The sequence below is a fragment of the Gemmatimonadaceae bacterium genome, assembly GCA_019752115.1.
Classification (GTDB): domain Bacteria; phylum Gemmatimonadota; class Gemmatimonadetes; order Gemmatimonadales; family Gemmatimonadaceae; genus Gemmatimonas.
In genome coordinates this window covers 1-26019 of record JAIEMN010000018.1, presented here as the reverse complement: position 1 = coordinate 26019, position 26019 = coordinate 1, and the positions used below count along the sequence as shown (strand labels likewise).

At 68.8% G+C, this 26019-nt stretch carries 22 protein-coding genes and 2 tRNA genes; 23 read left to right on the top strand and 1 reads right to left on the bottom strand.

Features of this window, described 5'->3' with window-relative positions:
* Positions 1 to 24 precede the first annotated feature (24 nt).
* From K2R93_07740 to recN, 10 genes are all read left to right on the top strand, one after another.
* Complete coding sequence (locus tag K2R93_07740) at positions 25 to 465, top strand: hypothetical protein (GenBank protein ID MBY0489719.1); 441 nt, start codon at positions 25 to 27, stop codon at positions 463 to 465.
* Complete coding sequence (locus K2R93_07735; protein ID MBY0489718.1) at positions 462 to 773, top strand: cell division protein ZapA; 312 nt, start codon at positions 462 to 464, stop codon at positions 771 to 773. The genes K2R93_07740 and K2R93_07735 overlap by 4 nt, the downstream gene beginning before the upstream one ends.
* Before the next feature lie 233 nt (positions 774 to 1006).
* The gene (gene rny / locus K2R93_07730; protein MBY0489717.1) at positions 1007 to 2593 is read left to right on the top strand and encodes a ribonuclease Y; all 1587 of its coding nucleotides are present in this window, start codon (positions 1007 to 1009) and stop codon (positions 2591 to 2593) included.
* Positions 2583 to 3467, top strand: a complete 885-nt coding sequence (locus K2R93_07725; protein MBY0489716.1) for a bifunctional 5,10-methylenetetrahydrofolate dehydrogenase/5,10-methenyltetrahydrofolate cyclohydrolase — start codon at positions 2583 to 2585, stop codon at positions 3465 to 3467. The genes rny and K2R93_07725 overlap by 11 nt, the downstream gene beginning before the upstream one ends.
* A gap of 2 nt (positions 3468 to 3469) precedes the next feature.
* Positions 3470 to 4714: an exodeoxyribonuclease VII large subunit gene (gene xseA / locus K2R93_07720; GenBank protein MBY0489715.1), complete on the top strand. Its 1245-nt coding sequence runs from the start codon at positions 3470 to 3472 to the stop codon at positions 4712 to 4714.
* Positions 4711 to 4923, top strand: a complete 213-nt coding sequence (gene xseB, locus K2R93_07715; protein MBY0489714.1) for an exodeoxyribonuclease VII small subunit — start codon at positions 4711 to 4713, stop codon at positions 4921 to 4923. The genes xseA and xseB overlap by 4 nt, the downstream gene beginning before the upstream one ends.
* 4 nt (positions 4924 to 4927) lie before the next feature.
* The gene (locus tag K2R93_07710) at positions 4928 to 5839 is read left to right on the top strand and encodes a polyprenyl synthetase family protein (protein ID MBY0489713.1); all 912 of its coding nucleotides are present in this window, start codon (positions 4928 to 4930) and stop codon (positions 5837 to 5839) included.
* 11 nt (positions 5840 to 5850) lie between these two features.
* On the top strand, positions 5851 to 7743 hold the full coding sequence (gene dxs / locus K2R93_07705) for a 1-deoxy-D-xylulose-5-phosphate synthase (protein MBY0489712.1): 1893 nt from the start codon (positions 5851 to 5853) through the stop codon (positions 7741 to 7743).
* Complete coding sequence (locus K2R93_07700; protein ID MBY0489711.1) at positions 7743 to 8612, top strand: NAD(+)/NADH kinase; 870 nt, start codon at positions 7743 to 7745, stop codon at positions 8610 to 8612. Before dxs ends, K2R93_07700 begins: the two co-directional genes overlap by 1 nt.
* 38 nt (positions 8613 to 8650) lie before the next feature.
* Entirely contained in the window at positions 8651 to 10396 is a 1746-nt protein-coding gene (gene recN / locus K2R93_07695; GenBank protein MBY0489710.1) for a DNA repair protein RecN, read from the top strand.
* Here the strand turns inward: recN and K2R93_07690 are convergent.
* Positions 10372 to 12054, bottom strand: a complete 1683-nt coding sequence (locus K2R93_07690; GenBank protein ID MBY0489709.1) for a hypothetical protein — start codon at positions 12052 to 12054, stop codon at positions 10372 to 10374. The two genes, recN and K2R93_07690, sit on opposite strands and share 25 nt — an antisense overlap.
* A gap of 133 nt (positions 12055 to 12187) precedes the next feature.
* Here K2R93_07690 and K2R93_07685 point away from each other — a divergent pair, with 133 nt between their 5' ends.
* The 13 genes from K2R93_07685 to K2R93_07625 all read left to right on the top strand — a co-directional run bounded on the left by K2R93_07685 (position 12188) and on the right by K2R93_07625 (position 25997).
* Positions 12188 to 13990, top strand: coding sequence for a hypothetical protein (locus K2R93_07685; GenBank protein ID MBY0489708.1), 1803 nt, complete (start codon positions 12188 to 12190; stop codon positions 13988 to 13990).
* A 73-nt stretch (positions 13991 to 14063) separates the two neighbouring features.
* Positions 14064 to 14136 (top strand) — tRNA-Gly (locus K2R93_07680).
* Between the two features lie 96 nt (positions 14137 to 14232).
* A tRNA-Leu gene (locus tag K2R93_07675) sits at positions 14233 to 14316 on the top strand.
* Positions 14317 to 14399: 83 nt separating this feature from the next.
* Positions 14400 to 14615 carry a hypothetical protein gene (locus tag K2R93_07670; GenBank protein MBY0489707.1) on the top strand — a complete coding sequence of 72 codons (216 nt, stop codon included), beginning with the start codon at positions 14400 to 14402 and terminating at the stop codon, positions 14613 to 14615.
* Position 14616: 1 nt separating this feature from the next.
* Positions 14617 to 16131, top strand: coding sequence for a CoA-acylating methylmalonate-semialdehyde dehydrogenase (locus tag K2R93_07665; GenBank protein MBY0489706.1), 1515 nt, complete (start codon positions 14617 to 14619; stop codon positions 16129 to 16131).
* 26 nt (positions 16132 to 16157) lie between these two features.
* Positions 16158 to 17150 (top strand): M20/M25/M40 family metallo-hydrolase, encoded by a 993-nt coding sequence (locus tag K2R93_07660; protein ID MBY0489705.1) that lies wholly within the window; start codon positions 16158 to 16160, stop codon positions 17148 to 17150.
* Positions 17147 to 18220 (top strand): aspartate-semialdehyde dehydrogenase, encoded by a 1074-nt coding sequence (gene asd, locus K2R93_07655; protein ID MBY0489704.1) that lies wholly within the window; start codon positions 17147 to 17149, stop codon positions 18218 to 18220. Before K2R93_07660 ends, asd begins: the two co-directional genes overlap by 4 nt.
* The gene (gene lysC / locus K2R93_07650) at positions 18217 to 19572 is read left to right on the top strand and encodes a lysine-sensitive aspartokinase 3 (GenBank protein MBY0489703.1); all 1356 of its coding nucleotides are present in this window, start codon (positions 18217 to 18219) and stop codon (positions 19570 to 19572) included. Before asd ends, lysC begins: the two co-directional genes overlap by 4 nt.
* On the top strand, positions 19569 to 20279 hold the full coding sequence (locus K2R93_07645) for a hypothetical protein (GenBank protein ID MBY0489702.1): 711 nt from the start codon (positions 19569 to 19571) through the stop codon (positions 20277 to 20279). Before lysC ends, K2R93_07645 begins: the two co-directional genes overlap by 4 nt.
* A complete protein-coding gene (gene dapA / locus K2R93_07640; GenBank protein ID MBY0489701.1) occupies positions 20276 to 21172 on the top strand; it encodes a 4-hydroxy-tetrahydrodipicolinate synthase in 897 nt (298 codons plus the stop codon). The genes K2R93_07645 and dapA overlap by 4 nt, the downstream gene beginning before the upstream one ends.
* A 50-nt stretch (positions 21173 to 21222) precedes the next feature.
* Complete coding sequence (locus tag K2R93_07635) at positions 21223 to 22074, top strand: 2,3,4,5-tetrahydropyridine-2,6-dicarboxylate N-succinyltransferase (protein ID MBY0489700.1); 852 nt, start codon at positions 21223 to 21225, stop codon at positions 22072 to 22074.
* On the top strand, positions 22071 to 24068 hold the full coding sequence (gene aroA / locus K2R93_07630; GenBank protein ID MBY0489699.1) for a 3-phosphoshikimate 1-carboxyvinyltransferase: 1998 nt from the start codon (positions 22071 to 22073) through the stop codon (positions 24066 to 24068). The genes K2R93_07635 and aroA overlap by 4 nt, the downstream gene beginning before the upstream one ends.
* A gap of 171 nt (positions 24069 to 24239) precedes the next feature.
* Positions 24240 to 25997, top strand: a complete 1758-nt coding sequence (locus K2R93_07625; protein ID MBY0489698.1) for a 30S ribosomal protein S1 — start codon at positions 24240 to 24242, stop codon at positions 25995 to 25997.
* Positions 25998 to 26019: the final 22 nt, after the last annotated feature.

Genomic DNA, 26019 nt, shown 5'->3' with positions numbered 1-26019 from the left:
AACGGGCACTTCACACGCTTCCCGATGCGTTCCGACGTCGCCGCATTCCGCGAGCTCGACACCCTCGTCCGTAACCTCACGGAGCAGCTCGCGGGCTATCGCCGCCGCGCGCTGGCGGCCGAGGCGCGCGCGCGTGAACTCGAGCAACAGCTGGCAGGCACCGAGGGGCAGCTCGTCGAAGTGCGGGCCGCGGCCGAGCAGTTCCAGGCCGCGCGCGATGACGCCACCGTGCGGGCGCGTCAGTTGCACGAGCAGCTCGAGGCGGCGCGCGCCGAGATCGCGCGCGTTCAGGCCTCGTTCGCCGAGATCGCGGCCCGGGCGACCCCAGAGGCCCGGGATCAGGAGCTGGCCCGTGAGAACGAGCGGCTCCGGGGCCGCCTCGGGGAGGCGCGGGAGCGGGCGACGCAGCTGGGTGAGCGAATCCGGTTCCTGCGTCAGCAGGTCAGCTTGGGGGCCGAGCGATGATGGACATGCGGACGGTCGTGAAGGTCAAGATCATGGGCGAGGAGTACACGCTCCGGACGGAGGCGTCGCCCGACCACACCCGCGCGGTGGCGGAGCACGTGGATCGGACGATCCGCGCCATTACGGGCAGCGGCGCCTCGGTGGAGACCCACAAGGCGGCCATCCTTGCCGCGCTCCAGATCACGGATGACCTGTTCCGGGAACGGGCCGCGGCCGAACTCCTGACCGACGACATCCGTCAGCTGGCCAGCGACATCCGCCCCCTGCTGCCGCCGGGGTTGCGCGGCGACGAGCTGGCCGCGGGCTAAGCCGCGCGCCCCCGGGTCGGGTTCGGACCCGGGGCGGCAACCTGTTGCGGCCCTTGGCGTTCGTCCGTACGTTGGGGGGAGTCGCCCGGTACGCCGTGCCGACCTGTGCCGCTTGCGAATCGCGTGTCCGCGAGCGCGCGGCTGGTCACACAGGGGTACCACCGGCGTGTTCATAGATCCGGCTGCTCAACGATCAAGGACCCGCGCGACGTCGCGGTGGAGTATAGATCATCATGGGAGACCTTCCCCTCGCGCCGTTCGTGGGCGCCCTGGGCGTACTCTCGGCTGTGATCGCCTTTGTGCTCGGACGGAAGTCCGGGCGTCAGGTTGAGATCGCCGAGCAGCAGCGTGCGAAAGCCACGGCCGAAGACACGGCCGGCCGGATTCTCGACGAGGCCAAGCGGGAGGCCGAGACGTTGCGCAAGGGCGCGATTGTCTCCGGCAAGGAGGAAGTGCTTCAGCTTCGTGAACAGCACGAGGTCGAAGTCCGCCAGCGCCGCGGCGAGGTCGAGAAGGAAGAGAAGCGCGTCATGGAGCGCGAGGCGCAGCTCGATCGCGCGCGTGAGTCGCTCGAGGGACGCGAGCAGGAGCTGCAGCGCCGCCAGAGCGACATCGGACGCCGGGAACAGGTCGCCGCGTCGCGTGAGCAGGAGCTCGAGAAGCTGGTCGCGGAAGAGCGTCGCCGCCTGGAGCAGCTCGCCGGGCTGAGCGCGGAGCAGGCAAAGGCCGAACTCGTGCGTCGCCTCGAAGATGAGGCGATGGCCGATGCCGCCAGTCGCCTCCGCGAGATTCGCGAGTCGGCCAAGCGGAACGCCGAGCGGGAGGCCAAGAAGATCGTGGCGCTCGCGGTCCAGCGCGTGGCGGCCGAAACGACGGCCGAAACCACGGTCTCGGCCGTGTCGCTGCCCAACGACGAAATGAAGGGACGTATCATCGGGCGTGAGGGCCGGAACATTCGGGCCTTCGAACTCGCCACCGGTGTGGACGTGATCATCGATGACACCCCCGATACGGTGGTGGTGTCGTGCTTTGATCCGGTCCGCCGGGAAACGGCGCGGCTGGCGCTCGAGAAGCTCGTGAGCGATGGCCGCATTCATCCCGGGCGGATTGAGGAAGTGGTCGCCAAGGCTCGCAAGGAAGTGGACGCCGCCATCATCGAAACCGGCGAGCAGGCCGCGTACGATGTCGGGGTCGCGGGTTTGCATCCGGAGCTGGTCAAGCTCATCGGGCGCATGCGGTGGCGCACGAGCTACGGGCAGAACATTCTCGCGCACAGCAAGGAAGTCGCGTGGCTCGCCGGCATGATGGCCGCCGAGCTCGGGCTGGACGTCGCGCTCGCCAAGCGTGGCGCGCTGCTCCACGACATCGGCAAGGTGCTCACGCACGAGCATGAGGGCACGCACGTGCAGCTCGGTGTGGAGGTCGCCACCAAGTACGGCGAGAACCCGCTGGTGGTGAACTGCATCGCGGCCCATCACGACGACGTGCCGCATGAGAGCGAAGTGTCGGTCCTCGTGCAGGCCGCCGACGGCATTTCCGGTTCGCGCCCCGGCGCGCGCCGCGAAGCGTTCGAGACGTACGTGAAGCGCCTCGAGGGGCTCGAGAAGATCGCGTCGAGCTATCGGGGCGTGGAGCGCGTCTTTGCCATTCAGGCCGGACGCGAAGTGCGGGTGGTCGTGACGCCGGAGCAGGTGGACGACGCGCGCATGACCGCGCTCTCGGAAGAGATCGCGCGGCGCATCGAATCCGAGCTGCAGTATCCGGGGCAGATCAAGGTGGTGGTGATTCGCGAAAGCCGGGCGGTGGATTTTGCGCGCTGAGCTGATCGACGGAAAGGCGATCGCCGAAGCGATCCGCGGCGAGGTCGCGGTAGACGTGGCGCGCCTCACCGCGCTCGGCGTGGTGCCGGGGCTCACGGTGGTGCTCGTGGGCGACGACGCCGCCAGTGCGACGTACGTCGGGGCGAAAGAGAAGGCGTCGAAGGCGGCGGGGATGAAGGGCGAAACGATTCGCCTCCCCGCGGCGACGACGCAGGCGGAACTGCTCGCGCTCGTCGAGCGGCTGAACGCCGATCCGACGGTGCACGGCATTCTCGTGCAGATGCCGCTGCCGAAGCATATCGATCCCGACACGGTCATTCGTCACATCCTGCCCGAGAAGGACGTCGACGGCTTTCACCCAGTGAATGTGGGCAAGCTGCTCATCGGGCACACCGATGGCTTCGTGTCGTGCACACCGGCGGGCGTGATCGAACTGCTGCTCCGCAGCGGTGTGGAGACGCGCGGGGCCGAAGCGGTGATCGTTGGGCGCAGCAACATCGTCGGCAAGCCAATGGCCGCGCTGCTCGTGCAGGGGCGTGCTGGCGGCGACGCCACGGTGACCGTGTGCCATAGCCGGACGAAGGATCTGGCGGCGCACACGCGTCGCGCCGATATCCTCATTGCGGCCATCGGTCGCGCCGAGATGATCACTGGCGACATGATCAAGCCGGGCGCCGTGGTGATCGACGTTGGGATGAACACCAAGCCCGATGCCACGAAGGCGAAGGGCACGCGGCTCTGTGGCGATGTGCACTTTGACAGCGCCGTCGAGGTCGCGTCGAAGATCACGCCGGTACCGGGTGGGGTCGGGCCGATGACCATCGCCATGCTGTTGCGCAATACGGTGCGCGCAGCGGAACGCACGCTGGCCTGAGCATGCCCCCGCGTCGCACCAGCGGCTATGGGCCGTCGGTGCCCGCCGACGCGCCGCCGGGCAGCGCCCCGGAAGCGGCGATCCCCGTGCACACCCTCACGGCGGCCGCCAAGGACGTCATCGAAGGCGCATTTCCGCCGGTGTGGGTGCGCGGCGAGGTGAGCAACTTCATCAATCACCGCAACGGCCACTGGTACTTCACGCTCAAGGACGCCGAAGCGCAGGTGAAGTGCGTCGTGTGGAGTAGTGCAGCGCGGCGCATTCCGGCACCGCCCGACGACGGCATGCAGGTGGTGGCCCTCGGGCAGATGACCGTCTGGCCGGTCCGCGGCGATCTCCAGTTCTCCGTGCGCGCCATCGAAGCCGAAGGCGACGGGCTCTGGCGCAAGGCGCTGGAGCAGACGCGCGTGCGGCTGGAAGCCGACGGCCTGCTGGATCCGGCCCGGAAGCGCGCCTTGCCGGCGTTTCCGCGCCGTATTGCCGTGATCACGAGCCCCGACGGCGCCGCGATGCACGACATCATCACCGTGACGCGCAGTCGCAGCGCCGACGTGGAACTGGTGATCATTCCGGCGGCCGTGCAGGGGGACGCCGCCCCGGAGTCGCTCGTGGCGGCGATCGAGCGCCTGGGCCGGTGGCGTGACGCCGACCTGCTGATCATCGGGCGCGGCGGTGGCAGCCGCGAAGACCTGTGGGCGTTCAACGACGAGCGGGTCGCGCGCGCCCTCGCGGCGTGCCCGATCCCCACGGTCTCGGCGGTCGGTCATGAAACGGACATCTCGATCTGCGATCTCGTCGCCGATGTGCGAGCCGCCACCCCGTCGGCCGCTGCCGAGCTGGCGGTGCCGGCGCGACGCGAGGTCATCGCCCGGGTCGCCGCGCTGGCGACGCGCCTCGCCAACGCGGCCAAGCGCCGCGAGGATCGGGCGGTGGCCACGCTGAAACAGACGCGGGAGCGGTTCGCCATGGCGGGCGCCCGGCTTGCCGAGCGTCGTCGCGCACGGTTGGAAGGCGTGGCCGGGCGACTGCATGCGCTCTCCCCGCTGAGCACCCTCGCGCGGGGCTTCGCGGTGGCGCGAACGCCTGGGGGTGCTACTTTGAGCGTACGTAGTGCGTTCACCCCGGGTGCAGCCTTTGAACTCTGGTTGCAGGACGGGATCGTCGAAGCGGTGGCCGGCGAACAGCGGCCGCTGCCCGACGGGATGCCGACCAGCCTGACCAGCCCCACCCCGGAGGAGCGGACGTGACCTTCGAGCAATCGCTCGCCCGACTGGAAGAGATCGTGCGCGATCTCGAGCGCAGCGACCTCGACCTCGATCAGGCCCTGCGCCTGTTCGAGGAAGGGATCGGGCATCTGCGTACCGCCGGGGATTCGCTCAAGACCGTGGATGCCCGGGTGCAGCAGCTCGTCGAGGCCGCCGACGGCTCGTTCTCCGTCACCGAGCTCGCGAGCTGACGCCGTGGACGCGACCATGCTGACGCCAACGCCACCGCTCTCCTTCACGCGGGAACGCGCCGATGTGCAGCGCGCGCTCGACGGCTTCTGCGCGCGCTGGTTGGGTGACATCGCGCCCCTGACCGCCGAGGCGATCCGCTATGCGCTCCTCGGCGAAGGCAAGCGCCTGCGCGCGATCCTCCTCATCGAGGCGTATCGGGCCTGCGGGGGGACCGGCGATGCGACGGAACTCGCCGCCTCGATCGAAGTCGTGCATGCCTATTCGCTCGTGCACGACGATCTGCCGTGCATGGACGACGATGACGTGCGGCGCGGTCGCCCGACGGTGCACCGCGTGTATGGCGTACCGGTCGCGACCGCGGCCGGGCTCGCCATGGTGCCGCTGGCGGCCCGGAGCGCGTGGCACGGCGCCAAGGCCATGGGGCTGGCCGACGAGGTGGCGGCGGCGATCGTCCGCGACCTCATGAACGCCTCCGGGGCTGGCGGGATGATCGGCGGGCAGCTGCTCGACCTCGAGGCCGAGGGGGTCCACCTCACCCTCGACGGGATGGAGCGCGTCCACCGCCTCAAGACCGGGGCGCTGATCATGAGCGCCGTCACGGTGGGGGCCCGCGCCGCACTGGCGCCGGATGCCCGGGTGGAGGCGCTCGCCCGCTATGGCGCCGCCATCGGGCTGGCCTTCCAGATCGCCGACGACGTCCTCGATATCACGGCCACGACGGACCAGCTCGGAAAGACGGCTGGGCGGGACCTCGATCTCAACAAGAGCACCTACCCGGCGCTCCTCGGAATTGAGGGAGCAATCGAACGGGCTGTGGCGTTGGTCGACAGCGCCTGTTCGTCCCTGGCCAGTGAGGGGTTGCTCACCCCCACGCTCGAACAACTGGCTCGGTACATCGTCGAACGCCGGTCCTGACCCCCGATCTCATGTCCATCCTCGAAGGCATCCAGTCTCCCGCCGATATTCGTCGCCTGTCTCGCGACGAACTGCGCACACTCGCCCAGGAGATGCGCGACCGGCTCATCGACGTGTGCTCCCGCACCGGCGGCCACATCGGGGCCGGGCTGGGCGTCGTGGAGCTCACGATCGCCCTGCACACCGTCTTCGACACGCCGACGGACCAGTTGGTGTGGGACGTGGGACATCAGGCGTACCCGCACAAGCTGCTCACCGGGCGCAATGCCCGCATGGAAACGCTGCGGCAGGAAGGCGGGCTCTCCGGCTTCCTCAAGCGCACCGAGAGCGAGTACGACACCTTCGGCGCCGGCCACGCGGCCACGGCGATCTCCGCGGCCCTCGGCATGGCCGCGGGTCGCGACGTGCTCGGCGAGTCGTTCAAGGTCGCCGCGGTCATCGGCGACGGCTCGCTGGGATCGGGGCTCGCCTACGAGGGGCTGAACAACGCCGGCCACTCGGAGCGCGACTTCATCGTCGTGCTCAACGACAACGAGATGTCCATCGCGCCCAACGTCGGCGCGATGCACAAGTATCTCACGAGCATTCAGCGCAACCCGCTGTACAACCGGCTGCGCTCGCGTATCGGCGACATCGTCGATCATGCGCCGGGCCCGTTCCAGTCGGCCGGGACGCTGCTGCGGAAGTGGGAAGAGAGCGTCAAGTCGTTCCTGACGCCGGGCGTGCTGTTCGAAGAGCTCGGCTTCCGCTACTTCGGCCCGATCGACGGCCACGACATCGATGCGCTGCTCGACACGTTCACGGCGGTGCGCGATCTCAAGACGCCGCGCCTCGTGCATGTGATCACCAAGAAGGGGAAGGGCTTCCCGGCCGGTGATCACGGGGAGAAGTGGCATGCGCTGCCGCCGGGCCACGATCCCTCCACCGGCAAGCAGCTCAACGTCACGGCGGGCAATCCGGCGTACACGGCGGTCTACGGCAAGGGGCTCGTGGAGCTCGGTGCCGAGCGCGCCGATGTCGCGGTCATCACCGCGGCCATGCCGAGCGGCACGGGGACGACCCAGTTCGGAAAGCTCTATCCGAACCGGTTCTTCGATGTGGGCATCGCCGAAGGCCATGGCGTGACCTTCGCCGCCGGTCTGGCCACGCGGGGCGTCCGTCCGGTCGTCACGATCTACTCCACGTTCCTGCAGCGTGGCTACGACAACGTGATTCACGACGCCGCGATTCAGAAGCTGCCGGTCGTCTTCGCGATGGATCGCGCCGGACTGGTCGGGGAAGACGGCGAGACGCATGCCGGCCTCTACGACATCGCGTACATGCTCACCGTGCCCAACATGACGGTGACGGCGCCCAAGGACGGCACGGAGATGCTCGGCCTGCTGCGTGCCGGCGTCGAGCAGAACGAGGGGCCGTTCTGTCTGCGCTACCCGCGCGATGCGTCGCCCGATGTGCCGGTCGAGATGAAGGACATTCCGGCCACGCCGTACGCCACGTGGGAAGTGCTGCGGCGCGGGAAGGAGGTGGCCATCCTCGCCGTTGGCACGATGGTCGGGCCGTCGATGGCCGCCGCCGAGGCGCTGGCCGCCGAAGGGCTCGATGTCACCGTCGTGAACTGCCGCTATCTCAAGCCCTACGATCAGGTGACGCTCGCGGCGATCCTCGCCGACCATTCGCACGTGCTGACCGTGGAGGAAGGCATTGTGATCAACGGCTTCGGCGCGTACATGAGCACGGTGATCAATCGACAGGCGCCGGGCGTGCGGGTGGCCGTGCACGGCGTCCCCGACAAGATCATCTACGCCGCGCCGCGCAAGAAGCAGCTCGCGGCGATCGGACTGGACGCCGCCGGGATCGCCGATCGCGTGCGCGCGTTGCACGAGTCGGAAGCCCTCGCCGGCTGATGCGAGTCGGCGTCATTGGTCATCGCGGGTATGTCGGGCTGCCAGCCATTCTGGGGACGCTGCTCGATCTGGCACCGGAATACGGACTGACGCTCGCCTTCGAGAACGATCTCTGGGAGATCGCCGAAGAGGGCGAGCGACTGGGCGAGGCGACGTCGTGCGACGCGCTGATCACCCTGGGTGGTGACGGCACGTTGCTCCGTGGCGCGCGCTATCTCGATGGCCATGCTGTCCCCATTCTCGGCATCAATCTCGGACGCCTCGGGTTTCTGACGAGCTGCAGCGGCGCCGAGTTCGAGGAGGGCGTGCGGCGGTTTGCGCAGGGGCACTATGAGGTCGAGCCGCGTATGGCCCTCGAGTCGTGCGCCCTCAACCGCGATGGCGAAGAGCGCTGCGCCTGGCGCTCGCTCAACGACGTGGTCCTTCACAAGGGCGGATTCGCGCGCGTGGTGCGCTTCTCGGTCTTCGTGAACGACGAACCCATCGGCTCCTACTCGGCGGACGGGCTCGTGATCTCGACGCCCACCGGATCCACCGGCTACTCCCTCTCCGCAGGCGGGCCGATCGTGGTGCCGAGCATGGACAGCATCGTGCTCACGCCGGTGTCGCCGCACACGCTGGCGATGCGTCCGCTGGTGCTGCCGGCCGAAGTCGAAGTGAAGGTGCGCGCCGATGACGGGCCGGAAGAACTCCTCGTCACCATCGACGGGCAGGTCGGCACCACGTTCACGGGTGGCGAGACCCTCGTGATCCGTCGGGCCCCGAGCCCGGTTCAGATTGTGCGGTTCCCCGGCACGACGTTCTTCACGCGGCTGCGTCGCAAGCTCGGGTGGGGCGGGTTGTCGGAACGCGACGGCGACACGGTCTGAGTCGACGCGTCTGATCTCCACGCTCGCGGTCGTCACCGATGCTCGTTGAACTCCGCATCCGGAACGTCGCTGTCATCGACACCGTCGCCCTGCCGCTGGCGGCGGGGCTGAATGTTCTCACGGGCGAAACGGGCGCCGGCAAGTCGCTGATCATTGGCGCCCTGGGCATGTTGCTGGGGGAGCGCACGGCCGCCGATCGCGTACGCCCCGGCGCCGAGCGCGCCACCGTCGAAGGCGTGTTCGACATCAGTGCCCAGCGTGACCTGCGGCAGCGGCTTGATGCGCGGGGGATCGAAGCCGAGGAGGATCTGCTGGTCCTCAAGCGCGAGGTGCTCGCGGCGGGTCGCTCGCGCGCCTGGATCAATGGCGCCCCCGTCAGCGCGAGTGTGTTGGCCGACGTCGGCAGCCTGCTCGTGAGCGTGCATGGCCAGCACGAGTCGCGGCAGTTGCTCGAGCCCGACGCCCAGCGCGATGTGCTCGATGCGTATGCGCAGTGCGAGGAGGTGCGCGCCCGCGTGGCGAGTGCATACGCCGACGTGCAGGCGCTCCGCACGCGCGAACGCGAACTCGAGCAGCAGCGGACCGATGCCGCCAAGCGCGCGGACTATCTGCGCTTTGTCGTGCGGGAGATCGACGAGATCAATCCCGTGGTCGGCGAAGATGAGGCACTCGATGCCGACATCCGCCGCCTGTCGCACGCCGAAGAGCTGCAGGGGCTCGCGGCGCAGGCGGCGTCCGCCATCAGTGGGGAGGAGCGCGCCGCGCTCACGCGGCTGGCGCAGGTGCGTCGCGCCCTCGCGTCGCTGATGCGGATCGACCCGTCGCTCGAGCGGCTCCAGGCCGGGTTTGATGGCGCGGTGTACGCGCTGGAGGAGTTGGCCTCCGAGCTCGAAACGTATGCCGAGGAGATCGAGGCGGACCCTCAGCGGTTACGGGTGCTCGAGCGCCGCCGCGATGCGCTGCTGGGGCTGATGCGCAAGCACGGGCCCACCGTCGAGGAGGTGCGGCGCACCCTCGACGAGGCGCGACGCGAGTTGGAGCTGGTGGACCACGGCGCACTCGATCTGGCGGCCATCGCCGAGAAGCGCGCGACGGCGGAGGGCGCCCTCGTGGAAGCGGCCGCCGAGCTGACGCGCGCCCGGCAGTCGCACGCGAAGCGTCTCGGCGATGCCGTGAGCGCCTTGCTCCCCGATCTCGGCATGGCGCACGGCCAGGTGCAGGTTCAGCTGGCGCCGCGGGAGAGCATCGGCCCCGACGGCGCCGAACAGGTCCAGTTTCTCGCGGCACTCAACGCTGGCAGTGACCTGCGCCCGCTCGGGCGACTGGCGTCGGGCGGCGAACTGTCGCGCGTGATGCTTGCCCTCAGCACGGTGCTCGCCAGCCTGCAGCAGGTCCCCACGCTCGTGTTCGACGAAGTGGACGCCGGCGTGGGTGGCGCGGTGGCCTGGCAGGTGGGCGCGCTCATGCGGCGCGTGGCCGCGCATCATCAGGTGCTGGCGATCTCGCATCTCGCACAGATCGCCGCGCGGGCCCATCACCACATCGTGGTGCAGAAGAGCGCGGTGGGGACGGTCACGACCTCAGATACATCGGTCGTCGTTGACGAAGCGCGCGTGGTGGAGATCGCCCGCATGTTGGGCGGCGATGCCGATCGCGAAGTGAGCCGGGCGCACGCCCGCGAACTCCTCGATCGCGGGGCGGAGGCACCCGAGGCCGTGCCGAAGCGCAGCGGCACGAACGCGAGCGCCGCCGCGGGCGCTCAGCGCCGCGGAAAGCCGCGGTAGACGCGCAGTTCGAGACGTTCGGTGGCGACGGCGGGCACCGCACCGCCGCTCGCACCCAGCGGCTCGGTGTGCGTGTAGATCACTTCGGCCGGGAAGCGACTCCGCCCGCGCGTGTAGCTCGCCAGCGTCGAGAACGTGGCGCCGATGGACACCGCGCGGAGCGTGCGTGACGGCGTCAGGTCGGTGGTGACGCCGCCGGCCAGCGAATCGGCGCCGAGGGCGCGATAGCTGTCCTCACCCCAGTGGCGCAGCAAGAGCGCGCCGGAGAGCCCAAAGAACTGACCGATCGCCACACGCGGTGCGAGTTCGAGGTCATACCGCATGCCCAGCGCACGCGTCGCCTGACCCACCTGCACCGGCGCGAACAGTCCGGCGACGTCGCGAAATGGGAGAATCACCGCCACCGCATCACTCAGGGGCTTGGCGGCCCGGAGCGTGGCCGACAGCCACAGGCGCCGCGACCATACCAGATCGGTGGTGCTCCGCACGAGCAGGGCGTTTGCGCCTTCGCCGATCGGCACGTCGAACGCGTCATCGGTGCGATCCGCACCAGCCACGCCAAAGCGCCACCCCGCGGTGATGGTGCTGCGCACCGCGCGCCGATTCTCGAAGAGGCGCGTGACCTGATCCGCGCGGAACGAATCGAAGAGGAGATAGGTCGCGGTCAGGTCGATGTCGCCAATTCCGGCGCGGCGCGTGTTGCCACGCGTGGCGTACCCCACGCGAAACGCGCTGTCGGACGCGATGCGCGAAAAGCCGCCGCCCGGGCCCATGATCGTGGTGGCGGGCACCGGGGCCGCGCTGCTGGTGAGGTTCGTGATCCCGAGGGCCACGAAGTCGGAGCGCAGGGCCGCGATCGTGGCGGAGACCGCGGTCTGCACGCTCGAACCGCTCACTGGCACCACCGGTGCGCCGGCGGCCGTGCCCGTACCGTACAGCGCTGCGAGGGCCGAGCGGACCGTGAGCGAGCGCGAGAGGAGCGTCTGCGCCCCCATGGCGTTGGCGCGGATGACATCACACCCCGTCGCCGCCGCGACCGCGCAGCGCGCCAGTTCGCCCGACAGCGTGGAACGCGCGGCGTCGATCTGCGCGAGGAGGGCGCCGTTGGTGCCCCGGGCCCCACTGCCGGTGGCCGTCGCCGCCGGATTGATCCCGATGTCCGTCGCCGCCCCGGTGCGATTCAGCAGGAACTGCGTGGCATCACGCGACTCCACATACGGCACGACGAGGCGCAGCGACAGCCGCTTCGTCACGCCGTAGTCCACGGAGAGCGGCGCGATGCTCTGGCGAACAGCCGCCCGCGTCTCGAGCGCCCCCAGTGACAGCTGGAACTTGCTGTCGCCGGTCAGCGTGCGCAGGGCCGTCTCGGCCGCGCTGAGCGTCGGAAACTGCGCGACGCCGGCTGCCGACGTGTTGAAGCCCCCATAGAGCGGCTGGCGCGTCAACCCGCCACTCCCATTGGGGGTGTAGACGCTCGTGTAGTCGTTCCAGAGCCCCCCGATGCCGAAGCGCCAGCCGCGCTTGGGCAGGGGGATCGCATCGTCTCCGACCCCGGTGACGGTCTGCGCCGCGGCCGACTGGGCGAGACCATGCCAGGCCGCCAGAAGCAGCGCCGCCACGCACACGCGGCGCGGGAAGTGGTCGAAACGAGAGGTCACGGCAACAGGGACAGAGACAGGCCGGTCATCGAACGTCACCGGCCGAACCGGCTAGATTAGCCCCCCATGAGAGCAGGGTCAACGAAGCGGTCCGGCCTCGCTCACGTTCCGCTCCTCCTGTCGCAGCAATCCCGTGCATATCCCGTCCGTCCCCTGGCAGCTGACTGGTAACCACTGGCTCACCTTGCCGTGCATCAATCCCGCCGATGGCGCGGTGCACGCGCTGGGGGTGTTGCACCGCGGCGCCCGCGCCGCCATCGAGTTTGCCGGCGCCCCCGACTTTGCCTCCGGACGGGGTACCCCGCTGCTGGGCCCGGTGTTGCGCGTCGAAGGGGAGATCCGCGCGCTGGCGGCCGAAGGGATCGCGTGGGAACGGGCGGCGGGATGGCTGCCGACCTTCACCTGCACGGTCGGCTCGTTGCTCGTCCGCGGCACCATCTTCGCGCCGTACGGACGCGATGCGGACATGGCCGGCGCGGTCTATACCCTCGCCATCGAGAATCGTGGTGAGCGGGACCTGGCGATCGAGGTGGCCCTCGAGGGCACGCTTGGGCACCGGCAGCAGCGCGTGCGCACGCCGCGCCCCTTCGACGACGAGCACGTCGTCAGCCTCGGCGCCGATGACGTGATTCTTCTCGAGGGCGCCGCGATCCCCGGGATGGCAGCCGTCGCGCTCACGGCCGATGGACCGGCCACGCTGGAGGTGCCGGCCGGTTCGTCGCGCACGCCCGCGCCGTTCGCCATTCGGCGGGCGCTCACGGTACCGGCACGCGGCACCGTGCAGACCGCCTTCTATCTCGCCGTGGGTCCCGAACGCGATGGCGCGCAGGCGACGGTCGGCGTCCTGCGTCGGCGCGGTTGGCGGGCGTTGCTCACCGCCACGCGGGAAGCGCTGCTCTCCCTCGAACAGGTGACCGGTGTCGAGTGGATGGATCGCCTTATTCATCGCAATCTGCTCTTCGCGTACTTCTACGCCGTGGGGCGCGGACTCGATGACGCGCAGTACTACCTCGTGCGCTCGCGCGCACCATGGCACGCAGCGGGATGCACGGTGCGCGACTGGGAGGCGCTGATGTGGACGCTGCCGGCGGTGCAGCTCGCCGATGGCGGGCTGGCCCGCGAGCTCCTGATGCGTGCCTGCGAACTGCACGGCTACGCACCCGGGCAGGGCGTGCACTATCTCGACGGGACGCTCTTTCAGCCGGGGTTCTGTCTCGAGGGGCCGGCGGCCTTCGCGATTGCGACCGATCGCTACATCCGCGACACGCGCGATGAGCAGATCGTCGAGGATCCAGTCGTGGCCGATACGCTCTATCTCGCCTCCGACGATATCGCGGCGCGGCGTGACGAGCACGTGCCCCTCTATGGCACCGAGGTCACGCTGGCGGGCGCGCCCGCGCCGTACCCGTTCACCCTGCACGGCAATGCCGTGGTGGCGCTGGCCCTTGATGTGTTCCGCCGTACGCTCGACGAAGAAGCGGCGGCGGCGATCGAAGACCCGGCCGCGGTGCGGGCGGCCATTCGCCGCCACTTTGCCGTGGATCGTGGCGAGAAGGCCCGACTGGCGACCGCGGTGGATCTGGCGGGCGGCGCGGCCCTCGAGGACGATCCGGTGGGATCGCTCCTGTGGCTCCCCATGCACGAGGCGATCGATCGCGACGATACGCTCTTCCGGCGCACCGCCCGCGCCGTTCGGGCGGCCGACCAGCCCGTCGAGGCGGCGCGGCCGTTGGTGCCCGAGCTCGCCCGGCTGCTGGGCCCCGAGGGGCAGGAGGTCCTCAGCTGGCTCCGACGGGCGCCGCTCGACAATGGCATTGCCGCCGAACTGGTGGACGGGGAGGGGCGCGCCTTGGGGAACGGCGCCGACGCCGCGCTGGCTGGATTGCTGGCCTACACGGTCTGGTATGCGGCTCACGCGCTGGGGCTCCGCGAGTAGCCCCGACGCCCCGCCGCATCCGCTTGTCCGGCCGCGGCGGGGTCGCTAAGATGCTCCCCGTGGGTTGAAGCACGCGGGAATAGCTCAGTTGGTAGAGCACAACCTTGCCAAGGTTGGGGTCGCGGGTTCGAGTCCCGTTTCCCGCTCTGTGAAGGATTTGGTCGAGCATGACATCGCAACGGGAGCGCCTCGCGCTCCCGTTTTGCGTTGGTGCCTGCGTCGAGGTAAGCTGGTCAGGCCGGACCCGGGTGGCGAAATCGGTAGACGCGAGGGACTTAAAATCCCTTATCCGCAAGGGTGTGTGGGTTCGAGTCCCACTCCGGGTACTCCAGTCAACGCGAGGGCCGCGGCCCACCGCGACCCCGTCGGCCGTCGTGACGGCGGATCAACTCGATTCAGGGAGCAGGGCGTGCGAACGGTCCAGGATACGAAGGGCGTGACGTGGATTTGCCTCGAATTGCCGGAAGTACCGGTCGACCAGCGTGCGGCCGCCGGCAATCGTGACGTCGTGGCCATTGAATGCAACTCGGGGGCCGACCGCGCCATCGCGCTCGTGGCCCCGGGGTGGGATGATGATCTCGATGACGCCGCCCTGGTGCAGGTGATCACCAGCGCGCTGACCTGAGATGACCATATCGCGCTTCGCCGATCCGGCGCCCGTCGGCCACCACATCAACGGCCAGCGTATCGCCGGCGCGAGCGGTCGCACGCAACCGGTGTACGACCCGCTCGCGGGGCGCGCGGCGCGCGACGTGGTGCTCGCCTCCGAGGCGGAGGTGGACGCCGCCGTGCGTGCCGCCCATGACGCGTGGCAGAGCTGGCGGGACGTCCCCGTGCTGCGGCGCACCCGCATCCTCGCGCGCTTTCTCGAACTGCTGCACACACATCGCGACGAACTCGCGGCCATCATCACCGCCGAGCATGGCAAGGTGTTCGCCGATGCCCAGGGCGAGGTCACGCGCGGCATCGAAATCGTGGAATTCGCGTGCGGGCTACCCACGCTCCTGAGTGGGCGGCACAGCGATCAGGTGAGCACCGGCATCGACAACTTCACGTTGCGCCAGCCGCTGGGCGTGTGCGTGGGCATCACGCCGTTCAACTTTCCGGTGATGGTGCCGCTGTGGATGATTCCGGTGGCGCTGGCCTGCGGCAACACGTTCGTGCTCAAGCCAAGCGAACGCGATCCGTCGGCGTCGCTACGGCTCGTGGCGCTCCTCGAGGAGGCGGGGCTGCCGCCGGGCGTGCTCAATGTGGTGCAGGGCGATCGCGTGGCGGTGGACGCGCTGCTCGCACACCCCGACGTCCGCGCGGTGAGCTTCGTGGGCTCCACCCCAGTCGCGCGTCATGTGCACCAGACGGCGACGGTGCACGGCAAGCGCGTTCAGGCGTTGGGTGGGGCCAAGAACCACCTCGTGGTCATGCCGGATGCCGATCCGACGCAGGCGGTGGATGGCCTTGTCGGGGCCGCCTTCGGCTCGGCGGGCGAGCGCTGCATGGCGATCAGCGTCGCGGTCCTCGTTGGCGCGGCGGGCGATGCCATCATGCCTGCGCTCGAGGCACGGACCCAGGCGCTGGTGGTTGGCGACGGCATGGAGGCCCGGACCGAGATGGGCCCCATCGTGACCGCCGAGGCGCGTGACCGGATCGCCGGTTACATCGCGGCGGGCGTGGAGGCGGGGGCGACGCTCCGGGTGGACGGTCGGGCGCACCCGGCGGCCCGCGGCGACGGGTACTTCCTGGGCGGCACGCTCTTCGATCATGTGACCCCCGACATGCGCGTGTATCGGGATGAGATCTTTGGGCCGGTGCTCTGTTGCGTCCGTGTGCCCGACTTCGAGGCGGCAGTCGCGCTGGTGAACAGCCATGCCTTTGGGAACGGCGTCGCCTGCTATACCCGGAGCGGTCACGTCGCGCGTGAATTCACCCGCCGCGTTGAGGTGGGGATGGTGGGGATCAATGTGCCGATCCCGGTCCCGATGGCCTGGCATGGCTTCGGCGGCTGGAAGTCCAGCCTCTTCGGCGACCACCACGTCTACGGCGAGGAAGGGGTGCGCTTCTACACCCGGCAGAAGTCGGTCATGCAGCGCTGGCCGGACGACGTCGCGGAAGGCGCCAGCTTCGTCATGCCCACGTCACGCTGAGGCGCGATCGGTATATCTTGTGAGGCATGTCCGACGTCGTCGCCCTCGCCTCCGAGCTCCTCGCCATTGAGTCCACCACCGGTCGCGAACGCGACGCGGTGGACTTCGTCTCCCGCTGGCTGGTCAACCGCGGCTGGAACGTGTCGCTGCAGGAGGTGGAACCCGGCCGCTCCAACGTCTGGGCGACCCGGAAGGGGGGCGGCGTCACGCTCTCCACGCACCTCGACACGGTGCCCCCGTTCATCCCGCCGCGGCTCGACGGCAATCGCCTCTACGGGCGTGGTGCGTGCGATGCGAAGGGCATCGCCGCCGCGATGATGATGGCGGCGCAACGTTTGGCGGAGCAAGGCGAGGAGCGGGTTGATCTGCTCTTTGTCGTCGGTGAAGAGAAAGGCTCACCGGGCGCGCGCGCCGCCAATCGCCTGCCGGCGACGAGCCGCTATCTCGTCAACGGCGAGCCCACCGAGAGCAAGCTCGCCTCAGGGTGCAAGGGCGCGCAGCGCCTCATTGTGCGGGTGCGCGGTCGGGAGGCCCACTCGGCCTACGCCCACCTGGGGAGCAGCGCGCTGGAGCCGCTGCTCGAATTGCTCCCGCAGCTCAAGCAGCTCACCCTGCCGACCGACGACGTTCTCGGCGCGACGACGTACAACATCGGCGTGCTGCGCGCCGGCACCGAGGCGAACATTGTCCCGGGGTTGGCTGAGGCCGAGCTCATGATCCGGCTGGTGGGTGATGTCGCGCCGGTGAAGGCGGCCTTCGCCGCGTGGGCTGGCGACAAGGCGGAGTTGGTGTGGGGCTCGCACATTCCCGCGCAGCGCTTTGATGTGCTCAGCGGGTTCGAGGTCGAACCCGTAGCCTATACCAGCGATATTCCCCTGCTCGACAAGTGGGGCGCGCCGCTGCTGTTCGGGCCCGGCTCCATCCACGTGGCCCATACGCCGCTCGAGTACATCGACGTGGCGGAACTCGAGGCGTCGGTCGACGCCTACGCTCGCATCGTTCGCACTCTTCTCGCATGACGACTCCTGTCACTCGTTGGCCGGTCGCCGTTCTCGGCGCGACCGGTGCCGTGGGCCAAGCATTCATTCGCTGCCTCGACGGCCATCCCTGGTTCGATCTCATCGAAGTCGCGGCCTCCGAGCGCAGCACGGGCAAATCGTACCGTGACGCGGCGCGGTGGCTCGAGGGCGTGTTGCCGGCGAACGTCGCGCGCCTGACCGTGAAGGGCTGCACCCCCGACGAGGTGACGGCGCCGATCGTCTTCTCCGCGCTCGATTCCGGTGTGGCCGGCGACGTCGAGGCCGCGTTTGCGAAGGCGGGGCGGCTCGTGCTGTCGAACGCCAAGAACTACCGCATGGCGCCGGACGTCCCGCTCGTGATCCCCGAAGTGAACGGCGACCATCTGGCGCTGCTCGAACACCAGCGCGCCGTGCGCGGCTGGCCCGGGGGCATCGTCACGAATGCCAACTGCGCCACGACCGTCATGGCGGCCGCACTCGCGCCGCTGCATCAGGCGTTCGGGGTGCGCCAGATCTTTGCGACCACGATGCAGGCGATCTCCGGCGCCGGCTATCCCGGCGTGCCCTCGCTCGACATCCTTGGCAACGTCATCCCGTACATCGGCGATGAAGAGCCCAAGATCGAGACCGAGATCGTGAAGCTGCTCGGGACCTACGCCGGGACGTCCATCACGCCGGCCCCGATCGTGACGAGTGCGCACGCCAACCGCGTGCCGGTGGAGAACGGCCACACCGTCTGCATGTCGGTGTCGTTCGAGACCAAGCCCACGCCCGAGCAGGCGCTCGAGGTGCTCCGTGCCTATCGCGGGTACGAGGCGGTGCGCGGACTGCCGTCGGCGCCGGAACCGGCGCTCATCATTCGCGATGAACAGGACCGGCCGCAGCCGCGGCGCGATGTGCAGATGGGGCGGGGCATGGCCACGACCGTCGGTCGCGTACGCGCGGACCATCTCTTCGATCTCCGTCTGGTCGCGATGTCGCACAACGTGGTCCGCGGCGCGGCCGGGGGCTCGGTGCTCAACGCCGAACTGTTGGTGAAGCTCGGCATGCTGACGGGGCTCACGCAGTGATCGTCTGCAAGTTCGGCGGCACGTCGGTGGCCGACGCGGAGGCGATCGGGCGGGTGATCGAGATCGTCACCAGCAAGCAGGCCGAACGCCCCGTGTGCGTGGTGTCCGCACTCGGCGGCGCGACGAATCAGCTTCTGGATCTCGCCCACAAGGCGGCCGCCGGCGAGCTGCTCACCGCGTTGCAGATCATCGAGCAGCTGCGCGACCGGCATCTGCGCGTGGCGCATGACCTGCTGGCGGGCACGCCCGAGGCGGATGCGGTCTCCGGTGAGATCGGCACGGCCTTCGACGAGCTCGCGCATCTGGCCGAAGCCTTTCGCACACTCGGGTATCTGACGCCGCGCTCGCTCGATACGGTCGCCGCCATTGGCGAACTGCTGTCGTCGCAGATCGTGGCCGCCGCCTTCCGCCGCCGTGGCTACGACGCGGTGTGGGTTGATGCGCGTGACGTCATGATCACCAACGACTTCTTCACGCGCGCCGAGCCCGACGCCGAGGCGATCGCCGACGCCTGCCGCGCGCGCCTCGTGCCGATGTTGCAGGACGGCAAGATCCCCGTGCTGGGTGGTTTTGTGGGCGCGACCAGCCAACGCGTCACCACCACGCTCGGTCGCGGCGGCTCTGACTACTCCGCTTCGCTGGTGGGGGCGGCGATCGACGCCACCGCGATCGAGATCTGGACGGACGTGGATGGCATGCTCACCGCCGATCCGCGCATCATTCCATCGGCACGGCTCATCGAGCGGATCAGCTTCGAGGAGGCGGCAGAACTCGCGGCGTTCGGCGCCAAGGTCCTGCACCCGGCGACCATCGCGCCGGCCGTGCAACGCGGCATTCCGGTGTTCGTGTACAACTCGCGGAAGCCGCAGGGCACCGGCACCATGATCGCGTTCGATGCCCCACGACTTCCCGTCCGTGCGCTGGCCGGCAAGCGGAGCACCACGCTCATCAAGCTGCGGTCCACGCGCATGCTTCTCGCGCCGGGCTTTCTGCGTCGGGTGTTCGAGGTCTTTGAGAATCACCGGACCTCAGTGGACGTCGTCACGACCTCCGAAGTCTCGGTCTCGGTGACGCTCGACGACGAAACGCATCTGGGTGAGATTCTGCAGGACCTCGCCGCCTTCGGTGATGTGGCGGTGAACCGTCGCGCCGGCGTGCTCGCCATTGTGGGTGCCGGCATCTCCGACGCCAGCAGTGCGATGGCCCAGGCGCTGGCGGCGATCGGCCCCATCCCCGTTCACATGGCGTCGCTCTCGGCCACGGGCATCAACTTCACGCTCGTCATCGACGACGAGCACGTGATGCCCGCGATGCAGCGCCTGCACGCCGCCTTCTTCGAGCAAGCGGCATGAGCCACGCGCCGGTACGGGTGGCCCTGGTGGGCATGGGCAAGATGGGGCGTGCGCTTGATGCGCTCGCGTCCGATCGTGGGTGCACCATCGTGGCACGCCTCGATGCGCCGGAGATGAGCCGCGGCCTGACCGCCGCCGATCTCAACGGCGCACAGGTCGCCATTGAGTTCACGACCCCCGAGTCGGCACTCCCGAATGCGTTACGGCTCCTCGCGCTCGAATGCCCGGTGGTCATCGGCACCACGGGGTGGACCGGGCAGCTCACGCAGCTCGAGGCCGCTGTGGCGACGCATCGGTGTGCGGCACTCTGGTCGCCAAACTTTTCGGTGGGCGTGCAGCTGTTTCTGCAGATCGCCGAAGACGCGGCGCGCCGGGCCCGTGACGTGCTCGGATTCGATGCGCACATTGTCGAGACGCATCACACGGCGAAGAAGGACGCGCCGTCGGGGACCGGGATCGCCATCGCCGAGCGGGTGGAAGCTGGCCTTGGGCGCGCGGTGCCGATCAGCAGCGTGCGCGTGGGCTCGGTGCCGGGCACCCATGAGCTCATTCTCGACGCGCCGTTCGAACAGATTCGCCTCGTCCACGAGGCCCGCGATCGGCGCGTGTTCGCCGATGGCGCCCTCACTGCGGCCCGATGGCTGGCGTCCGCCACGCCGGGAGCGGTGTATACCATGCGTGATGTTCTTGCCGGAGCCGCTTCATGAGCCCTACCGCCCGTCTGACGGGGTGCGGAACCGCCCTCTGCACGCCCTTCACCGCCGCCGGGGCGCTTGACGAGGCCGCCCTGCGCGCTTTCGTGGAGTGGCAGGTCACCGAAGGCGTGCACATGGTCATCCCCTGCGGCTCCACCGGCGAAGCGGTGACGCTCTCGCCCGCGGAGCATCGGCGCGTGGTCGAGATCACCGTGGAACAGGTGAACGGCCGGGTGCCGGTGATCGCTGGCGCGGGATCCAACGACACGCAGCGGGCCATCGCGACGTCTCGGGAGATGAAGGCCGTCGGTGCGACGCACCTGCTGCACGTCACGCCGATGTACAACAAGCCGCCGCAGCGTGCGCTCCTGGCGCACTTTCGCGCGATCGCGGATGCGTGCGACCTGCCGATCGTGATCTACAACGTGCCCGGGCGCACGGCGGTCAATCTCGAAGCGAAGACGTGCCTCGAGCTGGCCGCGGATCCGCGCTTTGTGGCGGTGAAGGAAGCCTCCGGCAACATGGCGCAGATTGCGACGATCATTCGCCACCGGCCAGCGCACTTCACGGTGCTGTCGGGCGACGATGGACTGACGCTGTCGGTCATGGCGCACGGTGGTGACGGCATCATCTCGGTCGTGTCCAACGTCATGCCAAAGGCCGTGGCGCAACTGTGTGCGGCGATGGCCCGCGGCGATCTCGCCGCGGCCCGCGCGCTCGATGCGCAGCTCGCCCCGGTGACCGACGCCTGTTTTGTGGAGAGCAACCCGATTCCCGCGAAGGCCATGCTCGCCATGATGGGCAAGATGCAGGATGTCCTGCGCTTGCCGCTGGTTCCGCTTGCCGACACGCATCGCCCTGCCGTGCGTGCCACGCTGAGCGCCGCCGGCATCTCGCTCCCCTAACGCGGGTTCCGCGTACCGTACGCGTCCTCGTCTCTTCTCGAGTCCGACCCATGGCTTTCACGCTCGCCGACCTCGAAGCGCGTTTCAACGATCCCCTCCTGCTCGATGGTGGGGCACCGCTGGTGCACGACGCGCAGCACCTCTTCGATCATGCGATTTCGCTGCTCGAGCGCGGCGAGATCCGCGCAGCGCAGCGGGATGCGCAGGGCACCTGGCACGCCGTGCCCTGGGTAAAGCGTGCGATCCTGCTCGGCTTCCGCCTCGGCAAAGTGGTGGAGATGGGGAATGCGGGCGCCTTCAGCTTCCTCGACAAGCACACGTATCCCACGCGTGAGTTTCGCGTGGAGCATCAGGTGCGCATCGTGCCGGGCGGCACGACGGTACGGCGCGGGTCGTATCTCTCGCCGAACGTGGTGTGCATGCCACCCGCGTACATCAACGTGGGCGCGTACGTTGGGCGCGGCACGATGGTCGATTCGCACGCCCTGGTCGGGAGCTGTGCGCAGATTGGCGAGCGCGTCCACCTCAGCGCAGCCGCACAGATCGGTGGCGTACTGGAACCGATCAATGCCTCGCCGGTCGTCATTGAAGACGACGTGATCGTGGGCGGCAATTGCGGTGTGTACGAAGGCACCGTGGTGAAGGCCAAGGCCGTGCTGGGCGCCGGGGTGATTCTCACGCGCGGCACGCCGGTGTACGATCTGGTAAAGGAGACGGTGCATCGCGCGAGCGCCGACTCACCGCTCGTCATTCCCGAAGGGGCCGTGGTGGTGCCGGGGGCGCGGCGCGTGACGTCCGCGTTTGGTGAGGCGCAAGGGTTGTCGCTGCAGACACCGGTCATCGTGAAGTACCGCGACGACAAGACCGATGCCGCCACCGCACTCGAGGCCTGGTTGCGTTGACCGACGCCGTGCCGCTGGTGGTGCGGGGGCGCATTCGCGCCCCCGGTGACAAGTCGATCAGCCACCGGGCGCTCATCTTTGCGGCCATGGCGAGCGGCGCGTCGCGCATTCGCGACATTCTCGCGTCGGCCGATGTGCAGGCGACGGCGGCGGCGCTACGAGCGATGGGCGCGGAAATTCCCGCGTTGAGCGACGATTTCGTGGTGCAGGGCGCGGGAGTGCGCGCGCTGCACTCACCGGCGCATGCGCTCGATTGCGCCAACAGCGGCACCACGACGCGGCTGCTGACCGGGTTGGTCGCCGGTCTGCCGGGCGTCGTGGCGCGTTTCGAAGGCGATGCCAGCTTGAGCCGCCGCCCCATGCGGCGCGTGGCGGGGCCGCTCACCGGCATGGGAGCGCAGATTGCGTTCCTGGGGGCGCCCGGACACGACGGACTGCCGATGGAGGTGCACGGCGCGGCGCTCTCGCCCCTCCACTTCGTGAATCACACGGCGAGTGCCCAGGTGAAAGGCGCGCTGCTCCTCGCCGGGCTGGCGAGTGGCGTGGCGGTCACCATCGAGGAGCCCACGCCATCGCGCGACCATTCCGAGCGCATGCTTCGTGCGCGGAACGTGCAGCTGGCGGTGCACGACGGGCGCGTGGAGTTGGCTGCCGCGCAGACGATCGCGCCGGCCGATGTCATCGTCCCGTCGGATCCGTCGTCGGCCACGTTCTTTGTCGCGCTCGCGGCGATGGCGACAGGCGGGGAACTGACCCTCGAGAATGTCTGCCTGAACCCCACGCGCACGGGCGCGTTCGATGTGCTGCGTCGGATGGGCGCGAGCATCACCGAAACCGACGTCCGCGACGTGGGCGGTGAACGCATCGGCAGCCTCGTGGTGACGCCGTCGGCGCTGCGCGGCACCGAGATCGGTGGCGCCGAGATTCCGCGCTGCATTGACGAGCTGCCGATGATCGCCTGCCTGGCCACGCGCGGTACGGGTGACACGTACATCCGCGACGCCCACGAGTTGCGCGTCAAGGAGAGCGATCGCATCCGCGCGGTGGTGGACAACCTCCGCGCGATCGGCGCCAACGCCGAAGAGTTTCCCGATGGCATGCGCATCACCGGCACGGCGGCGCCGCTCGCCGGTCATGTGGTGACGCACGGCGATCATCGCTTGGCGATGGCGTTCGGGGTCCTGGGCGCGCTCCCGGGGAATCGCATCACGATCGATGATCCGGGATGCGTCAGTGTCTCGTATCCGACCTTCTGGCGCGACCTCGCGACCGCGATTGGTCCGGTGCTCCCCGACGCCCCCGCGGCGCCGGCGCGCGTGCCGCTGGTGATTGCGATCGACGGCCCGGCGGCATCGGGGAAGAGTTCGACCGCGCAGTGGGTCGCCCAGCGACTCGACGTGCGGCATGTGGACTCGGGCGCGTTCTACCGCGCGGTGACGTGGCTGGGGCTGACCAGTGGTGTCGCGCCGGAATCGTGGACGCCGGAACAGTTATTGGCCCTGGCCGGGCGCATCAGCTGGCGGCTGACTGACCGTTCCGTCCTCCCGCAGGTCGACGGCGAGGCCCGGGACGAAGAGCTCCGGGATACGCCGGTCACTCGCCAGGTGTCCCGCGTCGCCCAAATGCCCGCCATCCGGCAGTGGGTGAACGAGCAGGTCCGCGCCGCGGGCGCGGCCGTGGACGTGGTCGTGGACGGACGGGACATCGGCACGGCGGTCTTTCCCAATGCCGCCCTGAAGATCTTCCTGATTGCGGATAGCTGGGAGCGGGCGCGACGCCGGCTCATTCAGCGCCTCGGCCGGCGCCCGACCGACGCCAAGATCGCCGAGGAAACCGAGGCGCTGGTGGCCCGGGACGCCCAGGATGCCACCCAAAGCGCCCCGGCGCGCGACGCGGTGACGATCGATACCACCACCGTGACGCAGGAAGAGCAGGTGGAGCGGATCGTGGCGCTGGCGAAGGCGACCCGGGACAGGCTCCGGTCGACGGGTTGAACTGGCCGGCGGGTTCCCCTATGTTCATGGGTTCCCGCCATTTACATGGCCTTTTTCAACCCTCATCCCGTTCGCGGCGGGAGACGTTCCGCGAGTCTGGAGAACCCACACCACATGAGCACCGAACTGAGCCCCGAGCTCGCCGCCGAGATCGCAGCCGCGCAGGCCGAGATGGACAACGATGACGCGCCGATCTATGGCAAGCTGACCGCGCGCGAAAAGCGCGATCTGCAGAAGAGCCAGCTCCGCCCCCTCGCGAACCGCCGCCCCGAGCTCTACGAAGAAGACGAGTTCTCGTCGGACGAGTACGAGCGGATGATGGAGCTGTACAACGGGACGCTGGCGTCGATCGAAGAGGGTGAGATCGTCAAGTCGCGCGTTCTGGAGATCCGCGAGAACCTTGTCGTCCTCGACATCGGCTTCAAGAGCGAAGGCACGATCCCGCTCGAAGAATTCAAGGACATGCCCGACCTCAAGGCGGGCGATGAAGTCGAAGTCCTCCTCGAGCACCTCGAGGACCAGGAAGGCTCGGTCGTCCTCTCGAAGAAGAAGGCCGACTTCATGCGCGTGTGGGAGCGGATCCGCGTCGCGTACGAGAACGATCAGCCGGTGGAAGGCACGCTCGTCAAGAAGATCAAGGGCGGTGTCGTCGTCGACCTCATGGGCGTCGACGCGTTCCTCCCGGGTTCGCAGATCGCGCTGCGTCGCGTGCCGAACATCGACGAGCTCCTGGGCCAGAAGTACGAGTTCAAGATCATCAAGCTCAACAAGCGTCGCCGCAACATCGTGGTGTCGCGTCGCGTGATCCTCGAGACCGAACGCGCGGGCAAGCGCGAGAAGCTCATGAAGGAGCTCGCGAAGGATCAGGTGCGGAAGGGCGTCGTCAAGAACATCACCGACTTCGGCGCGTTCATCGATCTCGGTGGCGTCGACGGCCTGCTCCACATCACCGACATGTCGTGGGGCCGCATCTCGCATCCGAGCGAGATGGTCCAGATCGGCATGGAGCTCGAGATCAAGGTGCTCGACATCGATTGGGAGCGCGAGCGCATCTCGCTCGGCCTCAAGCAGCTGCAGAGCTACCCGTGGAAGGACGTCGCCGCCAAGTACCCGGTGGGTACGCGCGTCAACGGCAAGGTCGTGTCCATCACGAACTACGGCGCCTTCATCGAGCTCGAGCCGGGCATCGAAGGCCTCGTGCACATTTCCGAGATGAGCTGGACGCGCAACGTCCGTCATCCCTCCAAGATCGTGTCGATCGGCGAGGCCATCGAGGCGGTGGTGCTCAAGGTCGACGAGACCGAAGAGAAGATCTCGCTCGGCATGAAGCAGACCGAGCAGGATCCGTGGGTCATCCTCCCGCTCAAGTACCCGGTGGGTACGCGCATCAATGGCAAGGTCCGCAACCTGACCTCGTTCGGCGCCTTCGTCGAAATCGAGCCGGGCATCGACGGCCTCATTCACATCTCCGACATGTCCTGGACCAAGCGCGTCCAGCACCCGTCGGAAGTGGTGAAGAAGGGCGACGCGGTGGACGTGGTCATCCTCAACATCGACAGCGAAAACAAGCGCATCTCGCTCGGCCTCAAGCAGGCCGAGGAAGATCCGTGGCTTCGCATCGGTGAGACCTACCCGGTGGGCACGGAGCTCCCCGGCAAGGTCGTGCGCCTGATGGACAAGGGCGTGGTCGTCGATCTCGGCAACGACATCGAAGGCTTCGTGCCGGTCAGCCAGCTCAACCCGGAAGGCACGGTTACGAATCCGGCCGACTTCACGTACGAAGGCATGAACTTCGTGATGCGCGTGCTGGAGGTGGATCCCATCCACCGCCGCATCGTGCTGGCCGTGACGTCGATCCCGGAAGAGCAGCCGCCCAAGCCGGCCGAGCCGAGCAAGGTGCACAGCTCGGAAGACGAACTCGGTCTCTGAGTTCCTGGCAGCGTGAAATGAT

Bases quoted from the DNA above. Each gene is read 5' to 3' on its own strand.
- xseA (MBY0489715.1), top strand. From the start codon at position 3,470: ATGCCCCCGCGTCGCACCAGCGGCTATGGGCCGTCGGTGCCCGCCGAC.
- K2R93_07700 (MBY0489711.1), top strand. From the start codon at position 7,743: ATGCGAGTCGGCGTCATTGGTCATCGCGGGTATGTCGGGCTGCCAGCC.
- recN (MBY0489710.1), top strand. From the start codon at position 8,651: ATGCTCGTTGAACTCCGCATCCGGAACGTCGCTGTCATCGACACCGTC.
- K2R93_07645 (MBY0489702.1), top strand. From the start codon at position 19,569: ATGAGCCACGCGCCGGTACGGGTGGCCCTGGTGGGCATGGGCAAGATG.
- dxs (MBY0489712.1), top strand. From the start codon at position 5,851: ATGTCCATCCTCGAAGGCATCCAGTCTCCCGCCGATATTCGTCGCCTG.
- K2R93_07735 (MBY0489718.1), top strand. From the start codon at position 462: ATGATGGACATGCGGACGGTCGTGAAGGTCAAGATCATGGGCGAGGAG.
- dapA (MBY0489701.1), top strand. From the start codon at position 20,276: ATGAGCCCTACCGCCCGTCTGACGGGGTGCGGAACCGCCCTCTGCACG.
- asd (MBY0489704.1), top strand. From the start codon at position 17,147: ATGACGACTCCTGTCACTCGTTGGCCGGTCGCCGTTCTCGGCGCGACC.
- K2R93_07660 (MBY0489705.1), top strand. From the start codon at position 16,158: ATGTCCGACGTCGTCGCCCTCGCCTCCGAGCTCCTCGCCATTGAGTCC.
- K2R93_07740 (MBY0489719.1), top strand. From the start codon at position 25: ATGCGTTCCGACGTCGCCGCATTCCGCGAGCTCGACACCCTCGTCCGT.
- K2R93_07625 (MBY0489698.1), top strand. From the start codon at position 24,240: ATGGACAACGATGACGCGCCGATCTATGGCAAGCTGACCGCGCGCGAA.
- K2R93_07665 (MBY0489706.1), top strand. From the start codon at position 14,617: ATGACCATATCGCGCTTCGCCGATCCGGCGCCCGTCGGCCACCACATC.
- K2R93_07635 (MBY0489700.1), top strand. From the start codon at position 21,223: ATGGCTTTCACGCTCGCCGACCTCGAAGCGCGTTTCAACGATCCCCTC.
- rny (MBY0489717.1), top strand. From the start codon at position 1,007: ATGGGAGACCTTCCCCTCGCGCCGTTCGTGGGCGCCCTGGGCGTACTC.